Origin of the sequence: Paenarthrobacter sp. NPDC089988, assembly GCF_044748465.1 — a bacterium.
Classification (GTDB): domain Bacteria; phylum Actinomycetota; class Actinomycetes; order Actinomycetales; family Micrococcaceae; genus Arthrobacter.
On the sequence record NZ_JBIVGD010000001.1, the window covers coordinates 252651 to 269888 of the forward strand.

Consider the following 17238-nt stretch of genomic DNA (forward strand, 5'->3'; position numbering starts at 1 on the left):
ATCACCGGTGAGCTTCCGGAAGAACAGTACTGACCCGCAGTTGCGGACAGTTCCCAGTAGAACCGGACGGGTAAGCCCGTCACAGCAGTAATGAGAGGCCGGGACGCCGTGTTCCGGTAAGTGAGGTGGTACCGCGGTGCCTGGACTGTTGCGAAACAGGACTGGAGCCGTCCTCGCATCCTGACAGTCAACCAGCTATCACCAGGATTCGAGATGACCCACTACCCCAAGGCCTCAGCATCGCCTTCCGGCGCCCAAGGCGTATCCGCCTCCGTGAAGTTTCCGGAGATCGAAGAGCGCATCCTCAAGTACTGGGACCAGGACGGCACCTTCCAGGCGAGCATCGACCAGCGCGACGCGGGACAAGACGGCAGCAACGAGTTCGTCTTCTACGATGGCCCGCCTTTTGCCAACGGCCTGCCCCACTACGGCCACCTCCTCACCGGCTACGCCAAGGACCTGGTGGGCCGGTACCAGACCCAGCGCGGCAGGCGCGTGGAGCGACGCTTCGGCTGGGACACCCACGGCCTCCCCGCCGAGCTCGAAGCCATGAAGCAGCTGGGCATGACTGACAAGACCCAGATCGAAGCCATGGGCATCGATAAATTCAATGACGCCTGCCGTGCCTCGGTGATGAAGTACGCCAACGAGTGGAAGGCCTACGTCACCCGCCAGGCCCGCTGGGTGGACTTCGACAACGATTACAAGACCCTCAACGTCGAATACATGGAGTCCGTGCTCTGGGCTTTCAAGCAATTGCACGAGAAGGGCCTTACCTACAACGGCTACAGGGTCCTGCCTTACTGCTGGAAGGATGAGACCCCGCTCTCCAACCACGAGCTGCGCATGGACGACGACGTCTACAAGAACCGCCAGGACCAGACCGTTACCGTGACGTTCCCCATCAAGGGTGGCGAATCCGAGGTTTCGCAGGCGCTCGCCGGCGTGCAGGCCCTCGCCTGGACCACCACGCCCTGGACCCTGCCCACCAACCTTGCGCTCGCCGTCGGGCCTGACATCAGTTACGCCGTCCTGCCTGCAGGACCCAACGGCGTCAAGGCTGCTTCCCCCGAGGCGCCCGTCAACGGCAGTTTCCTGCTGGCAGCTGACCTTTTGGCGTCGTACGCCAAGGACCTGGGGTACGACGACGGCGCTGCCGCAGCTACCGCTGTCACCGCCACGTATACGGGCGCCCAGCTGGAGGGACTCGAGTACGAGCCGCTGTGGGACGACTTCGCCGACGCCGAGAAGTTCGGTACGCAGAACGCCTGGCGGATACTGGTGGCCGACTACGTCACCACCACCGACGGTACGGGCATCGTCCACCAGGCCCCGGCCTATGGTGAAGACGACCAGAAGGTCTGTGAAGACGCAGGCATCCCCGTGGTCCTCTCCGTGGATGAGGGCGCGAAGTTCCTGCCGCTGTTCGGCCATGGCCGGCTTGCCGACATCGTTGGCCTGCAGGTCTTCGAGGCCAACAAGCCCATCACCCAGGTGCTGCGCGCCGACGGACGCCTGGTCCGCCAGGCCAGCTACGAGCACAGCTACCCGCACTGCTGGCGCTGCCGCAACCCGTTGATCTACCGGGCGGTTTCCTCCTGGTACGTGGAGGTCACCAAGTTCAAGGACCGCATGTCCGAGCTGAACCAGGAGATCAACTGGATCCCGGGCAACGTCAAGGATGGCCAGTTCGGCAAGTGGCTTGAGAACGCCCGTGACTGGTCCATCAGCCGCAACCGGTACTGGGGTTCGCCCATCCCGGTGTGGCAATCCGATGACCCGGAGTATCCGCGCACGGATGTGTACGGATCCCTCGCCGACCTCGAAGCGGATTTCGGCCGCCTGCCTGTCAACAACGAGGGCCAGGTGGACCTGCACCGTCCGTTCATCGACGAACTGACGCGCCCCAACCCGGACGACCCGACGGGCAAGTCCACCATGCGCCGCGTTGAGGACGTCCTGGATGTTTGGTTCGATTCCGGCTCCATGCCGTACGGCCAGGTCCACTACCCGTTCCAGAACGAGGAGTGGTTCGACACCCACAATCCCGCGGACTTTATCGTGGAGTACATCGGCCAGACGCGTGGCTGGTTCTACATGCTCCACATCCTGTCCACGGCGCTGTTTGACCGCCCGGCCTTCCGTAACGTCATCAGCCACGGCATCGTGCTGGGCTCCGACGGCCAGAAGATGTCCAAGAGCCTGCGCAACTACCCGGACGTGTCCGAGGTGCTGGACCGCGACGGTTCCGACGCCATGCGCTGGTTCCTGATGTCCAGCCCGATCCTGCGCGGTGGCAACCTGATCGTCACAGAGCAGGGCATCCGGGACGGTGTCCGGCAGGTCATTCTTCCGCTGTGGAATGTGTACAGCTTCTTCACGCTGTACACGAACGCCGCGAATGGCGGCTCGGGTTACGACGCCAGCCTGCGCTACGACGGCTACGCGGACACCCTTGACCAGTACCTCATGGCAAACACGGGCGACTTGGTCCGCAAGGTGACCGAAAGCCTGGACACTTACGACATCTCCGGTGCCTGTGACGAGCTGCGCAGTTACCTGGACATGCTCACCAACTGGTACGTACGCCGCAGCCGCCAGCGCTTCTTCGACGAGAACGTTGACGCCTTCGACGCCCTGTACACGGCGTTGGAAGCTGTGTGCCGCGTTTCGGCATCCCTGCTGCCGCTTGTCAGCGAGGAGATCTGGCGTGGCCTGACCGGTGGCCGTTCCGTGCACCTTGCGGACTGGCCCGAGGCTTCGCTGTTCCCTGCCAATCCGGAACTCGTGGAGGCCATGGACCGCATCCAGCAGATCTGCTCCACCGGGTCCAGCCTGCGCAAGGCAGCCAACCTCCGCGTCCGCCTCCCGCTGCAGGAACTGACTGTCGTGGCACCCGGTGCGGACGCTCTGGAAGGTTTTGCCGCCGTCGTCGCCGATGAACTGAACCTGCGGTCCGTGCGGCTGTTGGACGCAGCCTCCGCCTCGCCCGAGGAATTCGGCATCGAGCAAAAACTCGTGGTCAATGCCCGCGCCGCCGGCCCCCGCTTGGGCAAGAACGTCCAGCAGGCCATCAAGGGCTCCAAGTCCGGCGACTGGTCCGTGAACGACGCTGGCGTAGTGGTGGCGGGTGGCCTGGAGCTTGAGCCGCAGGAATACACCCTGGAAACTGTTGTGGCAGAAGCGGCCGACGGCGGTGCTGCCGCCGCTGCTGCCGTCCTGCCGGGTGGCGGGTTCGTTGTCTTGAACACCGAAGTGACGCCGGAGTTGGCTGCCGAAGGCCTTGCCCGGGATATGGTCCGTGCCATTCAGCAGGCACGCAAGGACGCCGGCCTCAACGTGAGCGACCGCATCCGCACCTCCGTGGAGGCCCAACAGGATGTGGTTGATGCGCTGGAGGCCAATGCAGAGCTCGTCAAAACCGAAACCCTGACCCTGGAACTCGAGGTGCTTCTTTCCAGCGCCGCCGAACCGCAGGTCACCGTAGCGAAAGCAGGGGCCTGATTCATGACCGACGAATTCTCAGTTGAGAGCGTCTACGCCGAGCTGCTCGGCCGGGCGCCGGAGAACAAGATGGAGCCGCGCCTTGCACCGTTGTTCCGCGCCATGGATGTGCTGGGCGAGCCCAACAAGGCCTACCCGATCATTCACATCACCGGCACCAACGGCAAGACCTCCACGGCGCGGATGATCGAGGCCGGACTGCGCGCGCACGGCCTCAGCACGGGTCGGTACACCAGTCCCCACCTGTCCAAGGTCACCGAACGCATCAGCATAAACGGTGAACCCGTTCCGGATGAGACGTTCGTCCGGATCTGGGACGAGATCCGGCCTTACCTGGAGATCGTGGACAACGAGCTTGTTTCCGACGGGCAGCCGCGCCTGACCTACTTTGAGTGCGTCACTATCCTGGGCTTCGCGGTTTTCGCGGACCAGCCTGTGGATGTGGCCGTGTTCGAGGTAGGCCTTGGGGGCATCACTGACGCCACCAACGTGGGCGACGGCCAGGTCTCCGTGATCACCCCAATCTCCTTGGACCACACCGACCTCCTTGGGGACACCACGGAGGACATCGCCTACGAGAAGGCAGGAATCATCAAGCCTGGCGGTTTCCTCGTGAGCGCGGCGCAGCCGGTTGATGCCGCCCAGGTCCTGTTGGACAAGGCTCGTGAAGTGGACGTTCCGTTCCGTTTTGAGGGCGTCGAATTCGGTGTGGAGTCCCGGAGCGTCGCCGTCGGAGGCCAAGTGCTGACCATCCAGGGCCTGGCCGGGCGCTACGAGGACTTGCTGCTGCCGTTGCACGGCGCCCACCAGGCGGAGAACGCGGCCGTGGCTGTTGCCGCACTCGAAGCGTTCTTTGGTGGGGGAGAGAAGGAACTCGACGCTGACGTGCTGCGGGAGGCCTTCGGCAACGTGAGCTCGCCCGGCCGTTTGGAAGTGGTCCGGACCGCTCCCACGATCGTTGTGGACGCAGCCCACAATCCTGATGGCATCCGGGTTTCGGCTGAAGCCATCCATGAGGCCTTCAGCTTCAGCAAGCTGGTGGTGGTGGTGGGAATCCTGCAGGAGAAGGACGCAGAGGAGATCCTCAAGACGCTCAAAGAACAGTTGGGCGACCTGGCCGAGGAATTCTGCTTTACCCAGTCCAACTCGCCGCGCGCCATCCCCGCGGCAGAATTGGCCGAAATCGCCGTGGACCTGGGGTTCGGCGAAGAGAACGTGCACATTGCGGAGAAACTCGACGACGCCCTCGAATGGGCCGTGGAGCGCTCCGAATCCAACGATGACTTTGCCGGTGGCGTTTTGGTTACGGGGTCCATCACCCTGGTGGCGGAGGCGCGCATCCTGCTCGGAAAGGCTGGTGCCTAAGCATGGCAAAGCTGACCAAAGCACAACGGGAATGGCGTCCCGGGATGCCCAAGAAGCGTCGCTCCACCAAGGTGATGTTCGGCTCCACGGTTTTGCTCCTCGAGGCCTTCGTGGCCTTCTTTGGCACGCTGGTGGTCTTCGGGTTGAAGCGCGGCGAGGTGGCTCCCGGAGTCATCCTCGGTGTTGGCATCGCCCTAAGCGTCATCCTGGTGCTGACGTGCGCCGTGCTGTCGAAACCGTGGGGCGTAGGCCTTGGCTGGGCACTGCAGATCGTCTTGATCCTTACCGGCCTGGCAGAGCCCACCATGTTCATTGTCGGCATCCTGTTCGCGGTCTGCTGGTGGTACGGGATCCGGACCGGAATGAGGATCGACCGGGAACTCGTGCAACGCGACCGCGAGCAGGCCGAATGGGACGCAGCACACCGTGACGGGACAGAGCCGGAAACCCCGTAAACTGGCTGGGAAACCCACCCAGCAACCACATTGGAGCAACTGTGAGCATTGAACGGACCCTCGTCCTGGTCAAGCCCGACGGCGTCGCCCGCAACCTCAGCGGCAGCATCCTGGCCCGCATCGAAGCCAAGGGCTACACACTGGCTGAGCTGAAGAAGGTCAACGCCACCCGCGAACTCCTGGAACTGCACTATGAAGAGCACGTGGGCAAGCCGTTTTATGAGCCGCTGGTCGAGTTCATGCTCAGCGGCCCCGTAGTGGCGGCAGTCTTCGAAGGCCACCGTGTCATCGAAGGCTTCCGTTCGCTGGCCGGCACCACGGATCCCACGACGGCAGCGCCGGGCACCATCCGCGGCGACTTTGGCCGCGACTGGGGCCTGGCTGTCCAGCAGAACCTCGTCCACGGCTCGGACTCCGTTGAGTCTGCCGAGCGCGAAATCAAGATCTGGTTCGAGTAAAGCCAGGAAGTACAACGCAGAAGGTCCCGTGTTCAAAGGAACACGGGACCTTCTGCGCTGTTCAGCTGAATCCTAACAGGCAGCTGAATCCTGGTAGGCAGCTGAATCCTAGTAGCCGGAGGTTCCGGCGAAGACATGGAGGAAAGCGAAGAAGATCGTGGCGATGACGGCCACGTAGAGCAGTGCCACGATGATCCAGCCCGAATCGGCCAGGAGCTTGACGGGCGCTGCAGGAGCTTTGATGACTCCGGTGCTCAGGTTACGGATGGTCACCCAGACGAACATGGGAATCATGACAGCCCACACCACCATGCAGAACGGGCAGAGGACGTTGATCGCGTACAAGGCCTGCGACCACAGCCAAATGACGAAAACGAAACCCAGCGTCACGCCGGTCTGCAGTCCGATCCAGTAACCTCGGGCGAACCTGGCCCCGGAGAGGAGTCCCATGGCGGTGGTGATGATGATCGCAAAGGCAACAATGCCGATGAACATGTTGGGGAAGCCAAACAGGGAACTCTGCCACGTCTTCATGACGGTGCCGCAGGAGATCCACGGATTCACGTCGCACGCGGTGATGTGGTTGGGATCCTGAAGCACCTGGAGCTTTTCGAGGACCAGTGCCCCGGAGGCCAGCCATCCAACGACGCCGGTGACCAGCAGCAGCCAGCCAAAGGGCCGGTTGCGAACCATCGCCGGCAGTGTGTCCGGTTGGGGGTCCCGCGCCTCGACGGGGACGGAAGACTGGTGGTCCAGGTTTCCCTTGGCGGTGCTTGGCATCGCGGATGTGATCCTTTTCGGCAGATGGCCCGGCGTGGCCGGGAAGGGCTCTTGGGAGGATTCTAACCCCGCATGCTGAAGGTGGCGCCCAGCTTCCTGGCGGCGGCCAAAGGGAGATCGACACACCTTCCTACCACTCGAATGTGTAGGGGTATGAGAGAATGAACATGGCCGGGAGTCGATCCACATTCGTCCTCCGGTCCGGTGACTTGTTCCCAAGACCGCCAGCATGAGCAGGGCATGCCTGGATCAGCCGATCCCCGGTAGGCCCGCCATGACAATGGACGGCACCTGGTTGTGGCAGCAGAACAACGGGTTCCAGAACTGAGGCACTGGCCTTCCAGGGCTGCCGCACCCCAATGATGGTGCGAACCGGAAGGAATACTACCGACTTCTGTCAACGCCTGCGGGTTTTGACAATATTTGCCCCACTGGGCGCTGGATGTGGCGGCGTCGCTGGGGCAGGAGTGTTGCCACATATGGATAATGACCAGGTTGTAGCCGTTAATGATCAGGCAGCTTCTGCGGAAGCAGCGGAGGCACCCAAGAAGGCCACCCGCGCCAGGACCACGCGCGCGCCGCGCAAAGCCGCGGCAAAGCCCGCAGCACAGGTAGCAGAGGAAGCCCCGGACGCCGCGGCAGAACCAGCCGCCGCCCCTGAGGCCGAAAGCGCCGCCGTCGAAGCAGCCGCCGCCCCTGAAGAAGCCCCCAAGGCCCCGGCCCGCCGCAGCCGCGCACGCAAGAAGGCCGATCCGGCCGAAACCCTTCCCGGCCTAGGCGACGCCGCCGAAGCAGCAGTCCAGACTGAGGCAGAAGCCGGCTCCGGAGCATCAGCCCCCGAAGCAGAAACCGAAGCCGCCTCGGAAAAGCCGGTCCGCCGTCGTCGGACTGCCAAGCCCAAGGCAGAAGCCGAAGCCACTAGCGTGCAGGAACCCACCACGGAGGCAGGCGGCGCAGAAGCAACGCCCGCCCCCACCCCGGCAGGCGGCGCAGCCGCCGAACCGGAAGCCAGCGCGGAAGCAGCGCCCGCCCCCACCCCGGCAGGCGGCGCAGCCGCCGAGCCGGAGGCCGCCAACGGAGCGGAAACCGATGCAGACGCCGCCCCCGGCTCCTCGGCCCTTTTCCTGGAGCCCGTTTCCATCACGTCCATGATTTTCCAGGCGCCCGACCTCAGCACGGTGGTCCGTCCGGCAGCGGAGGAAAAAGGGGAAGAAACCGCCGAAGACGCCGAGGACAACGGTGACGGCGAGTTGGAGGAATCGGGAAGCCGTCGTCGACGCCGGAGCCGTGGACGCCGCGGTCGCCGCGCAACGGACCGTGAGGAGAACGGGTCCGAGGAGTCCGGCGAGGAATCCGACGATGACGAGTCGCCGGCCGCCGAACCCCTTGAAGACGGCGTCACCTCGCGTCGACGCCGCCGTCGCCGCCGTGGCGACCAGGATCTTGAACTGACCGGTGGTTCGGATGACGATCCGCCCAACACGGTGACCCGCGTCCGCGCACCGCGGCCCGTTTCGGAATCCACAAGTTCCAACCGCGTGGCCAGCGTCAAGGGTTCCACGCGGCTTGAGGCCAAGAAGCAGCGCCGACGCGAGTCCAGGGAGACGGGCCGTCGTCGCCAGGTCATTACCGAGGCCGAGTTCCTTGCCCGCCGCGAATCCGTGGACCGGCAGATGATCGTCCGTCAGCGCGATGACAGGATCCAGATCGGTGTCCTGGAGGACGGCGTGCTGGCCGAGCACTTTGTTTCCAAGACCCAGCAGGACTCGCTGATCGGCAACGTCTACCTCGGCAAGGTGCAGAACGTGCTGCCGTCCATGGAAGCTGCCTTCGTGGACATCGGACGCGGCCGCAACGCGGTGCTGTATGCCGGTGAAGTGAACTGGGACGCGGTCAACCTTGAAGGACAGCCGCGCCGGATCGAGAACGCGCTGAAGTCCGGCGACTCCGTCCTGGTCCAGGTCACCAAGGATCCCGTGGGCCACAAGGGTGCCCGCCTCACAAGCCAGATTTCCCTCCCGGGCCGTTACTTGGTGTACGTGCCCGGTGGGTCCATGACAGGCATCTCCCGCAAGCTGCCCGACGTCGAACGCAACCGCCTCAAGCGCATCCTCAAGGACCGCTTGCCCGAAAACGCCGGCGTCATTGTCCGCACCGCCGCTGAAGGTGCGTCGGAAGAAGAACTGACCCACGACATCAACCGGCTCCGCGCGCAGTGGGAAGGCATCGAAGGGCAGGCTTCCTCCACCAAGGTGCTGGCGCCGGAACTGCTCTACGGCGAACCGGACCTCACCATCAAGGTGGTCCGTGACGTCTTCAACGAGGACTTCTCCAAGCTGATCGTCTCCGGTGACGACGCCTGGGACACCATTGAGGCTTACGTCACCTATGTGGCGCCGGATCTGGTGGGCCGGCTCGAGAAGTGGACCAAGGACCAGGACATTTTCTCGGCTTGGCGCATCGATGAGCAGATCCACAAGGCCCTGGAACGCAAGGTCTTCCTGCCGTCCGGTGGATCCCTGGTGATCGACCGTACCGAGGCCATGACCGTGGTGGACGTCAACACCGGCAAGTTCACCGGCAGCGGTGGAAACCTTGAGGAGACGGTCACCAAGAACAACCTTGAAGCGGCCGAGGAAGTAGTCCGCCAGCTTCGCCTGCGCGATATCGGTGGCATCATCGTCATCGACTTCATCGATATGGTGCTCGAATCCAACCGGGACCTGGTGCTCCGCCGGCTGGTTGAATGCCTGGGCCGCGACCGTACCAAGCATCAGGTGGCCGAAGTGACATCGCTCGGCCTGGTGCAGATGACGCGCAAGCGCATGGGCACGGGCTTGCTTGAGGTCTTTGGCGAGCAGTGCGAGCACTGTGCCGGACGCGGTGTGGTGACCCACGACGAGCCCGTCGAGCACCGGCGTGCCAACGTTGTTGCCGCCGAGCAGCACCGGCCCCACACCGAAAGCCAGCAGCAGCCTTCCACCCGGACTGAGCGGAAGCGACGCCGCGGCAAAGGCGGCGGACAGCCGGTAGAGAGCTCGACGCCGGTCCATACTGCCGCTTCGTCCGCGCCTTCGACGCCGGCTCCCGAGCCGGTGGACCCGGCCCGCCAGGCCAAAGCCCAGGCCACCAGGGCTGCCCTGGCCACGATTGCCGCCGCAGCGCACGCTGCCCACCTGCACGATGACGAGGTTCACCGGGCCGAGGAGGAAGCACGTGCCGCAGCCGCCGCAACCGGGGCTGTTGCAGAGCACTCTGACGAGGTGCCGGATTCAGGTGCCGTCGAAGGCACCCCGCGTGCCACGCCGGTGCTCCGGTTCGGCGGTGAAGAGGTTGCCCTGCCCTTCGTGGAACACCACGAGGAGCCAGCTTCCGAGAAGCCTGCCATGACTTTGGACCTGTTGGCCGAGGCTTTCTCCCACCTGGGTGGGGGTCCTGTGGCTGTCGAAAGCCAGGCTGGGCTTGCCGCCCCTGCTGCTGCTCCGGCGGAAACCGTCCCGTCCCGGCAGGATGCTGCGGAGGAAAGCGATCCGTCCAGCCGTACCCGCGGCCGGCGTGGTCGCCGGAACCGCAGCGCCAGCCGAGCGCAGGGTGCCGCCAATGAGACCACGGTGGAGCACCACGAGGTATCCGCCGCCACCGGTGGGGGAGCGGCCCATGAAGCCAAAGCGCCGCAGGAGCAGGCCAAGAAGGAGTCCGCTGCTTCTGAGCCGATTATCCTCGGCGTGGGGGTTCCGGCCTCGGAACTCTAGGCATTGCCAACGTCATGTAACCGACCGAGGGTCCGGCAGTAGCTACTGCCGGACCCTCGGTCCGTTAGGCTTGGTCACTGACACGGGGTGCCAGGCGTTGGGCCGGGCTGAGATCCAGACCCGTTGAACCTGTCCGGTTAGCACCGGCGAAGGGATGTCCCTCATGACTTCATCGTTGAATTCAGCCGTCTACGCCGTGGCCCCCAGCCGCCGGCAATACCCGCGCGTCCTCAGCATCGCGGGCTCCGACCCCTCCGGCGGCGCAGGAATCCAGGCGGACTTGAAAAGCATTGCCGCCCACGGTGGCTACGGGATGGCCGTGGTCACGGCGCTCACGGCGCAAAACACCCTGGGTGTCACCGCAGTCCATGTTCCGCCCGTGGACTTCTTGCGGCAGCAGCTTGAGGCGATCAGCAGCGATGTAACCATCGACGCCGTCAAGATCGGGATGCTGGGCGACGCCGAAGTGATCGGCGAGGTGCGTCGCTGGCTCGAGAAGGTGCGTCCCGCCGTCGTGGTCCTTGACCCGGTCATGGTAGCTACCAGCGGTGACCGGCTACTCCGGGAATCCGCCGAAGCCGCACTGCGCGAACTTTTGCCGCTGGCCGACCTCATCACCCCCAACATTCCTGAACTCGCCATGCTGTTGGGGGAGCCAGAAGCCACGGACTGGTCCACCGCCCTCGAACAAGGCAAGCGGCTCGCTGCCGAATGCGGAAACACCGTGCTGGTGAAGGGCGGACACTTGGCAGGAGCCGAGTGCCCAGATGCGCTCGTCAACACCAGCGGGCTGCTGCGGCAGGACCTTGTCTCGGTGGCAGGGCCACGGGTGGAGACGAAGAACAGCCATGGAACGGGCTGCTCGTTGTCCTCGGCACTGGCCACGGTCCAGGCACGGACGGGAGACTGGGAAGCGTCGCTGCGGGAGGTCAAACCCTGGCTCCTGCAGGCCCTGGCCACCGCGGATGTGCTGGAGGTGGGTCACGGCAGCGGCCCCATCAACCACTTCCACCAAGCACAGCAGGCTGGAGGCCCAGGGGCTTTCGCCGCCCGCCTGTGGGAGGAGGCGGCACCGGAACTGGACGCCATCTACGGCCTCGACTTCATCCAGGGGTTGGAGTCGGGCAGCCTTCCAGAACCACAGTTCAACTACTACCTCGCGCAGGATGCCCTTTACCTCAACGGCTACTCGCGGGTGCTGGCACGGGCAGGTGCCCTCGCTCCCACCGAGGAAGAGCAGCTGTTCTGGGCCAGGTCCTCGCAGCTCTGCCTCGAAGTCGAATCCGAACTGCACCGGAATTGGCTGAGCACCAGGCAGGCCGCCACCCACACCGGTCCTGTCACCAAGGCCTACGTAGACCACCTGCTGGCGGCGTCGGCCTCGGGAAGCTACGGCGTGCTGCTGGCGGCGATCCTGCCCTGCTACTGGCTCTACGCCGAGGTGGGACACCAGCTCCACGCCAATTACGTCAAGGCAGGGTCCCCGTCGGAGCACGCGTATGCGGACTGGTTGAAGACCTACGCCGACGAAGACTTCGCCGAGGCCACCCGCAAGGCCATCGGCTTCACGGACGCGGCCGCGGTGGTCGCTTCCAGCCAGGACCGGGCTGCCATGGTGGAGGCTTTCGCCCATTCGTGCCGCTACGAGACTGCCTTCTTCGACGCCCCGCGGTTGTACGCCTAAAGGACCCCCGCGCGTCGAAGAGGTGAAATCCCGGCAAAGCGTCCCGGAGCCTGTAGGCTGTATGGGCACGGTGCCGGGAAAGTCCGTTCCTACTGGTGACTAGCGTCACGCGGTGGCTTCCGGACCCGGCCTCATTTGCAGCCGAGGGTCGAATTAGCGTAATCTTGATCTTCGGTGCTTACGCCAACACTTGGGTTATGCCCCCTGGAATTATTCACGGGATGACTCGCGGGCTTCGATCTGGAGTCCACGGCGTTGAGGCACAGCGTGAACCAGGCCTGATTCCGGTTCGAGTTCCGCACGCAAATTTAGTAAGAAACGTCGAGAGAAGTGAGTACCCAAGTGGTGTACGCGATTGTCCGCGCAGGCGGCCGCCAAGAAAAGGTTTCCGTTGGAGACTACGTAACGCTGAACCGCGTCCCCGGTGGAGCCGGCAGCACGCTTGAGCTGCCCGCCTTGCTCCTGGTTGACGGCGACAAGGTCACCTCCGCTGCTGCGGACCTGGCCAAGGTGAAGGTCACGGCCGAGATCCTGGAGGACCTCCGTGGTCCCAAGATCGTCATCCAGAAGTTCAAGAACAAGACCGGTTACAAGAAGCGCCAGGGTCACCGTCAGGAACTGACCAAGATCAAGATCACGAGCATCGCGTAACTTTCCTTACGCAGTTCAGATTTTCAGTTTCCCCACATATTTAGAGGCAGGCATTTCACATGGCACACAAAAAAGGCGCGAGCTCCACTCGCAACGGTCGTGACTCCAACGCACAGCGCCTCGGCGTCAAGCGTTTCGGTGGCCAGGTAGTTTCCGCAGGCGAAATCATCGTTCGCCAGCGTGGAACCCACTTCCACCCCGGTGCAGGCGTGGGTCGCGGTGGCGACGACACCCTGTTCGCACTCCAGGCTGGTGCGGTTGAGTTCGGTACTCGCCGCGGCCGTCGCGTAGTGAACATCGTTGCTGCTGCAGCTGCAGAGTAACAACAAGTTCTGAACCGGTGGAGCGGGCCCAAAAGGCCCGCTCCACCGTTCTTTTAACCGCATTACAATCGTTCGGGGCGCCTGGTGTGCGCCGGACATGGCATTCGCGCTGTTTACAGCAACAGAGGAGATAGACGTGGCGAGCTTTGTAGACCGGGTAGTCCTGCACGTTTCAGGCGGTACCGGCGGCCACGGCTGTGTTTCCGTCAAGCGTGAAAAATTCAAGCCACTCGGCGGACCCGACGGCGGCAATGGCGGCAATGGCGGCGACGTCATCCTCCGTGTGTCGTCGCAAACCACGACGCTCCTGGACTACCACCACGCTCCGCACCGCCACGCTACCAATGGTGGCCCCGGCATGGGCGACTGGCGCGGCGGCAAGAACGGCGAAACCCTGATCCTTCCCGTACCCGACGGCACGGTGGTCAAGACCAAGGACGGCGACGTCCTGGCTGACCTGGTGGGGGAGGGCACGGAGTACATCGCCGCCGCGGGTGGCCAGGGCGGCCTGGGCAACGCCGCCCTTTCGTCGCAGAAGCGGCGTGCCCCCGGCTTTGCCTTGCTGGGCATCGAAGGCGACTCCAGCGACATCGTGCTGGAACTGAAGTCCATTGCTGATATTGCCCTGGTTGGATTCCCGTCCGCCGGCAAGTCCAGCCTGATCGCGGCCATGTCCGCAGCCCGCCCGAAGATTGCCGACTACCCGTTCACCACCCTGATCCCCAACCTGGGAGTGGTTCAGGCCGGTGACGTCCGGTTCACTATTGCCGATGTTCCCGGGCTGATTGAAGGCGCGAGCGAGGGCAAGGGCCTCGGCCATAACTTCCTGCGCCACGTTGAGCGCTGTGCTGCCTTGGTGCATGTCCTCGACTGCGGAACCCTGGAGTCCGACCGCGATCCGCTGTCCGACCTGGCCATCATCGAGGCCGAACTCGACAAGTACGCCGTGGACATGAGCTATGCCGGGGTTGACGGGGAGGTCGTTCCCCTCAATGAGCGGCCCAAGCTGGTAGTCCTGAACAAGGTGGACCTGCCGGACGGCAAGGACATGGCTGAGTTCGTCCGTCCGGACCTGGAAGCCCGCGGCTACCGTGTCTTCGAAGTTTCCGCCACCAGCCACGAAGGCCTGCGCCCGCTCAGCTTTGCGATGGCCGAAATCGTCAAGGCTGCCCGCGACGCCGTGGAGATCGCGCCACCGAAGGTAGCTGCACCGGTGCTGCGGCCCCGCGCGGTCAACGAATCCGGCTTCCGGATCCGCCGCGAAGAAAAGAACCTCGAGCCACTCTTCCGCGTGCTGGGCGATAAGCCCGTGCGCTGGGTCAAGCAGACCGACTTCACCAACGAGGAAGCAATCGGCTTCCTGGCCGACCGCCTTGCCAAATTGGGCGTGGAGACCGAGCTGTTCAAGGTCGGGGCCAAGCCCGGCGATACCGTGGTGATCGGCGAAGACGACGGCGTGGTCTTCGACTGGGAGCCCACCATGATGGCGGGCGCGGAACTCCTCGCCACGCCGCGTGGCACGGATATCCGGGTGGCCGACATCGGCGATCGTCCCACGCGTTCCCAAAAGCGCGAAGAACAGTTGGAGCGCCGCGAAGCGAAAGCCGCCGCGCGCGCCGAACTGGAGGCCGAGCGCAAGGCGGGCATCTGGACGGAGTCCGTCAGCCGCCGTCGTGCGCAGCCCATCAAGGAAAGCAACCTGGACAACGGTGATGACGACTAAGACCGTCGAAACCCCCCAACCGGAGATCCACGAACGCCACGCACTGGCCTCCGCGAAGAGGATCGTGGTGAAGGTCGGTTCGTCGTCCCTGACCAGCATCAAGGGCGGCATTTCTGAGAAGTCGCTGACCGGTTTGGTCAACGCGCTGGCGGAGAAACGGAACGCCGGTGCCGAGATCATCCTGGTTTCATCCGGTGCCATCGCTGCCGGCCTCGCCCCGTTGGGCCTGGCGAAGCGTCCCAAGGACCTCGCCACCCAGCAGGCAGCGGCCAGCGTGGGACAGGGCTTGCTCATGGCCCGCTACACCCAGGCCTTCAACGCCCATGGCGTTACCGTAAGCCAGGTCCTGCTCACAGCGGATGACCTCATGCGCCGGACCCAGCACACCAACGCTTTCAGGGCTTTGGACCGTTTGCTGAACCTTGGGGTGGTGCCCGTGGTCAATGAGAACGACACCGTGGCCACCCACGAAATCCGTTTCGGCGACAATGACCGCCTTGCGGCTCTCGTAGCCCACCTGGTCCGCGCGGACGCGCTTGTGCTGCTTTCCGACGTCGATGCCCTCTACGACGGTCCTCCATCCCAGGGCGCGCAACGCATCCCGTTGGTCCGGGGACCGCAGGACCTCGAAGGCGTCACCATTGGCAAGGCCGGAAAGGCCGGCGTGGGTACCGGCGGCATGATGACCAAGGTTGAGGCGGCCTCCATTGCGGCAGGCTCGGGCATCCACGCCTTGGTCACCTCCACCGCCAACGCCGCCGCTGCGCTGAACGGCGGGAACGTGGGAACCTGGTTCGCCGTCAACGGCAACCGCAAGCCCGTCCGTCTTCTGTGGCTGGCGCACCTGGCCACGGTCCGCGGCCGCTTGGTGCTCGACGATGGCGCAGTGAAAGCCGTGCGCGAACGGCACAGGTCACTCCTGCCCGCAGGAATTTCTTCGGTTTCGGGGGAGTTCGAAGCCGGCGACCCGGTGGAGATGGTTGGACTGGACGGCGCCATGGTGGCGCGTGGGCTGGTGAACTACTCCTCGGACGAGCTGCCCAAGATGTTGGGCCGGTCCACGCAGGAACTTGGCCAGGCCATGGGCCGCGGCTATGACCGCGAAGTTGTTCATGTTGATGACCTGGTGCTCCTCCGGACGCCCCGCTCATCTAAACTTGGAGCATGACTGAAGCGCTGACTCCTGACGCCCCCGTGATTTCCGACGTTTCCGGTGCCGCCGGCCAGACGCCGGGGACCCCTGCGGCGGGCACCGTTCCAGTCACTCCCGGAGACGTCCAGTCTGCCATTTACGGGATCGCAGACCGTTCCCGCAAGGCTGCCCGGCGCATGGGCCAGGCCAACCGGGCCTGGAAGGACAGCGCACTGCGGGCCATCGGCGCCGCCCTGCTGGACCAGCAGAAGCAGGTACTCGAAGCCAACGCCAAGGATGTGGCGGCGGGGCGCGCGAATGGTACATCTGCCGCCCTTTTGGACCGGCTGACCCTGACCCCGGCCCGGATTGACGGCCTGGTTGCCGCTTTGGAGAACCTTGCCGGACTGCCCGATCCCGTGGGCAACGTGGTCCGCGGACAAACCCTGCCCAACGGCCTGCGCCTGCGCCAGGTCAACGTCCCCATGGGCGTGGTGGCCGCCATTTACGAGGCGCGCCCCAACGTCACCGTGGACATCGCAGGGCTTGCCCTCAAGAGCGGCAATGCCGTGATCCTGCGCGGCGGCTCCGCAGCGGCCAACACCAATGAGGCGCTGGTCCGTATCCTCCGTGAAGCCCTGGAATCCGTGGGCCTGCCTGCAGACGCTGTGCAGACCGTCGACCAGTACGGCCGGGAGGGCGCCAACGTGCTCATGCGTGCCCGCGGCAAGGTGGATGTGCTCATTCCCCGCGGCGGGCGTGACCTGATCCAGACGGTGGTCACCAACTCTTCCGTTCCCGTCATTGAGACGGGCGAGGGCAACGTCCACATCTTCATCGACGAGTCCGCGGGCGAAGAGATGGCCGTGGACATCCTGCTCAACGCCAAGACCCAGCGTCCGAGTGTTTGCAACACCGTGGAAACACTCCTGGTGCACTCGGGATCCACGGTGCTGCCCGCTGTGGCCAAGGCGCTGCGCTCGGCCGGCGTCACCCTCCATGTGGACGACAGGATCGCTGCCGCCCTGGGGGCGGACGTGGAGACCGTGCCGGCCGACGACGACGATTGGGCTACCGAGTACATGGACCTTGACCTTGCCGTGGCCATGGTGGACACCTTGGACGACGCCGTCAAGCACATCCGCACCTGGACCACTGGCCACACCGAGGCGATCCTTACCAACAACCTGGCCAATGCGGAAAGATTCATTGCCGAGGTGGATTCCGCTGCCGTGATCGTCAATGCCTCTACGCGCTTTACCGACGGCGGCGAGCTTGGCTTGGGTGCCGAGGTAGGCATCTCCACGCAGAAGCTGCACGCCCGCGGACCGATGGGCCTGACGGAACTGACCACCACCAAGTGGATCGTCCAGGGCGAAGGCCAAGTCCGCGGCTAGCAACGCTGTAACAT

The 17238-nt window shown here is 64.5% G+C and carries 12 protein-coding genes and 1 riboswitch; of the genes, 11 read left to right on the plus strand and 1 reads right to left on the minus strand.

Annotated features, from left to right (window positions below; genetic code table 11):
• Positions 1 to 213 precede the first annotated feature (213 nt).
• From ileS to ndk, 4 genes are read left to right on the plus strand one after another with little or no spacing between them, the layout of a single operon-like run.
• Complete coding sequence (ileS, locus tag ACIPV6_RS01220; protein ID WP_400269160.1) at positions 214 to 3504, plus strand: isoleucine--tRNA ligase; 3291 nt, start codon at positions 214 to 216, stop codon at positions 3502 to 3504.
• 3 nt (positions 3505 to 3507) lie between these two features.
• The gene (locus ACIPV6_RS01225) at positions 3508 to 4869 is read left to right on the plus strand and encodes a bifunctional folylpolyglutamate synthase/dihydrofolate synthase (protein WP_400269161.1); all 1362 of its coding nucleotides are present in this window, start codon (positions 3508 to 3510) and stop codon (positions 4867 to 4869) included.
• A gap of 2 nt (positions 4870 to 4871) precedes the next feature.
• Positions 4872 to 5324 (plus strand): DUF4233 domain-containing protein, encoded by a 453-nt coding sequence (locus ACIPV6_RS01230; RefSeq protein WP_400269162.1) that lies wholly within the window; start codon positions 4872 to 4874, stop codon positions 5322 to 5324.
• Positions 5325 to 5365: 41 nt separating this feature from the next.
• Entirely contained in the window at positions 5366 to 5782 is a 417-nt protein-coding gene (gene ndk / locus ACIPV6_RS01235) for a nucleoside-diphosphate kinase (protein ID WP_400269163.1), read from the plus strand.
• Positions 5783 to 5890: 108 nt separating this feature from the next.
• Here the strand turns inward: ndk and ACIPV6_RS01240 are convergent, their stop codons facing one another.
• The gene (locus ACIPV6_RS01240) at positions 5891 to 6562 is read right to left on the minus strand and encodes a vitamin K epoxide reductase family protein (protein ID WP_400269164.1); all 672 of its coding nucleotides are present in this window, start codon (positions 6560 to 6562) and stop codon (positions 5891 to 5893) included.
• 479 nt (positions 6563 to 7041) lie between these two features.
• On the opposite strand from ACIPV6_RS01240, the gene ACIPV6_RS01245 reads away from it, so the two are divergent.
• The 7 genes from ACIPV6_RS01245 to ACIPV6_RS01275 all read left to right on the plus strand — a co-directional run bounded on the left by ACIPV6_RS01245 (position 7042) and on the right by ACIPV6_RS01275 (position 17224).
• A complete protein-coding gene (locus tag ACIPV6_RS01245) occupies positions 7042 to 10314 on the plus strand; it encodes an Rne/Rng family ribonuclease (RefSeq protein WP_400269165.1) in 3273 nt (1090 codons plus the stop codon).
• Between the two features lie 73 nt (positions 10315 to 10387).
• Positions 10388 to 10486, plus strand: a riboswitch (TPP riboswitch).
• A complete protein-coding gene (gene thiD / locus ACIPV6_RS01250) occupies positions 10478 to 11998 on the plus strand; it encodes a bifunctional hydroxymethylpyrimidine kinase/phosphomethylpyrimidine kinase (protein WP_400269166.1) in 1521 nt (506 codons plus the stop codon). It overlaps the preceding riboswitch by 9 nt.
• Positions 11999 to 12340: 342 nt before the next feature.
• On the plus strand, positions 12341 to 12649 hold the full coding sequence (gene rplU / locus ACIPV6_RS01255; protein WP_021470684.1) for a 50S ribosomal protein L21: 309 nt from the start codon (positions 12341 to 12343) through the stop codon (positions 12647 to 12649).
• A gap of 59 nt (positions 12650 to 12708) precedes the next feature.
• A complete protein-coding gene (gene rpmA / locus ACIPV6_RS01260; protein ID WP_070347479.1) occupies positions 12709 to 12972 on the plus strand; it encodes a 50S ribosomal protein L27 in 264 nt (87 codons plus the stop codon).
• A 136-nt stretch (positions 12973 to 13108) separates the two neighbouring features.
• A complete protein-coding gene (gene obgE, locus ACIPV6_RS01265; protein ID WP_400269167.1) occupies positions 13109 to 14695 on the plus strand; it encodes a GTPase ObgE in 1587 nt (528 codons plus the stop codon).
• Positions 14685 to 15863, plus strand: coding sequence for a glutamate 5-kinase (proB, locus tag ACIPV6_RS01270; RefSeq protein ID WP_400269168.1), 1179 nt, complete (start codon positions 14685 to 14687; stop codon positions 15861 to 15863). The genes obgE and proB overlap by 11 nt, the downstream gene beginning before the upstream one ends.
• On the plus strand, positions 15860 to 17224 hold the full coding sequence (locus ACIPV6_RS01275) for a glutamate-5-semialdehyde dehydrogenase (protein ID WP_400269169.1): 1365 nt from the start codon (positions 15860 to 15862) through the stop codon (positions 17222 to 17224). The genes proB and ACIPV6_RS01275 overlap by 4 nt, the downstream gene beginning before the upstream one ends.
• The last annotated feature ends 14 nt before the right edge of the window (positions 17225 to 17238 follow it).

Bases quoted from the DNA above. Each gene is read 5' to 3' on its own strand.
- ileS (WP_400269160.1), top strand. From the start codon at position 214: ATGACCCACTACCCCAAGGCCTCAGCATCGCCTTCCGGCGCCCAAGGC.
- ACIPV6_RS01225 (WP_400269161.1), top strand. From the start codon at position 3,508: ATGACCGACGAATTCTCAGTTGAGAGCGTCTACGCCGAGCTGCTCGGC.
- rpmA (WP_070347479.1), top strand. From the start codon at position 12,709: ATGGCACACAAAAAAGGCGCGAGCTCCACTCGCAACGGTCGTGACTCC.
- ACIPV6_RS01245 (WP_400269165.1), top strand. From the start codon at position 7,042: ATGGATAATGACCAGGTTGTAGCCGTTAATGATCAGGCAGCTTCTGCG.
- ACIPV6_RS01240 (WP_400269164.1), bottom strand. From the start codon at position 6,562: ATGCCAAGCACCGCCAAGGGAAACCTGGACCACCAGTCTTCCGTCCCC.
- ACIPV6_RS01230 (WP_400269162.1), top strand. From the start codon at position 4,872: ATGGCAAAGCTGACCAAAGCACAACGGGAATGGCGTCCCGGGATGCCC.
- ACIPV6_RS01275 (WP_400269169.1), top strand. From the start codon at position 15,860: ATGACTGAAGCGCTGACTCCTGACGCCCCCGTGATTTCCGACGTTTCC.
- thiD (WP_400269166.1), top strand. From the start codon at position 10,478: ATGACTTCATCGTTGAATTCAGCCGTCTACGCCGTGGCCCCCAGCCGC.
- proB (WP_400269168.1), top strand. From the start codon at position 14,685: ATGACGACTAAGACCGTCGAAACCCCCCAACCGGAGATCCACGAACGC.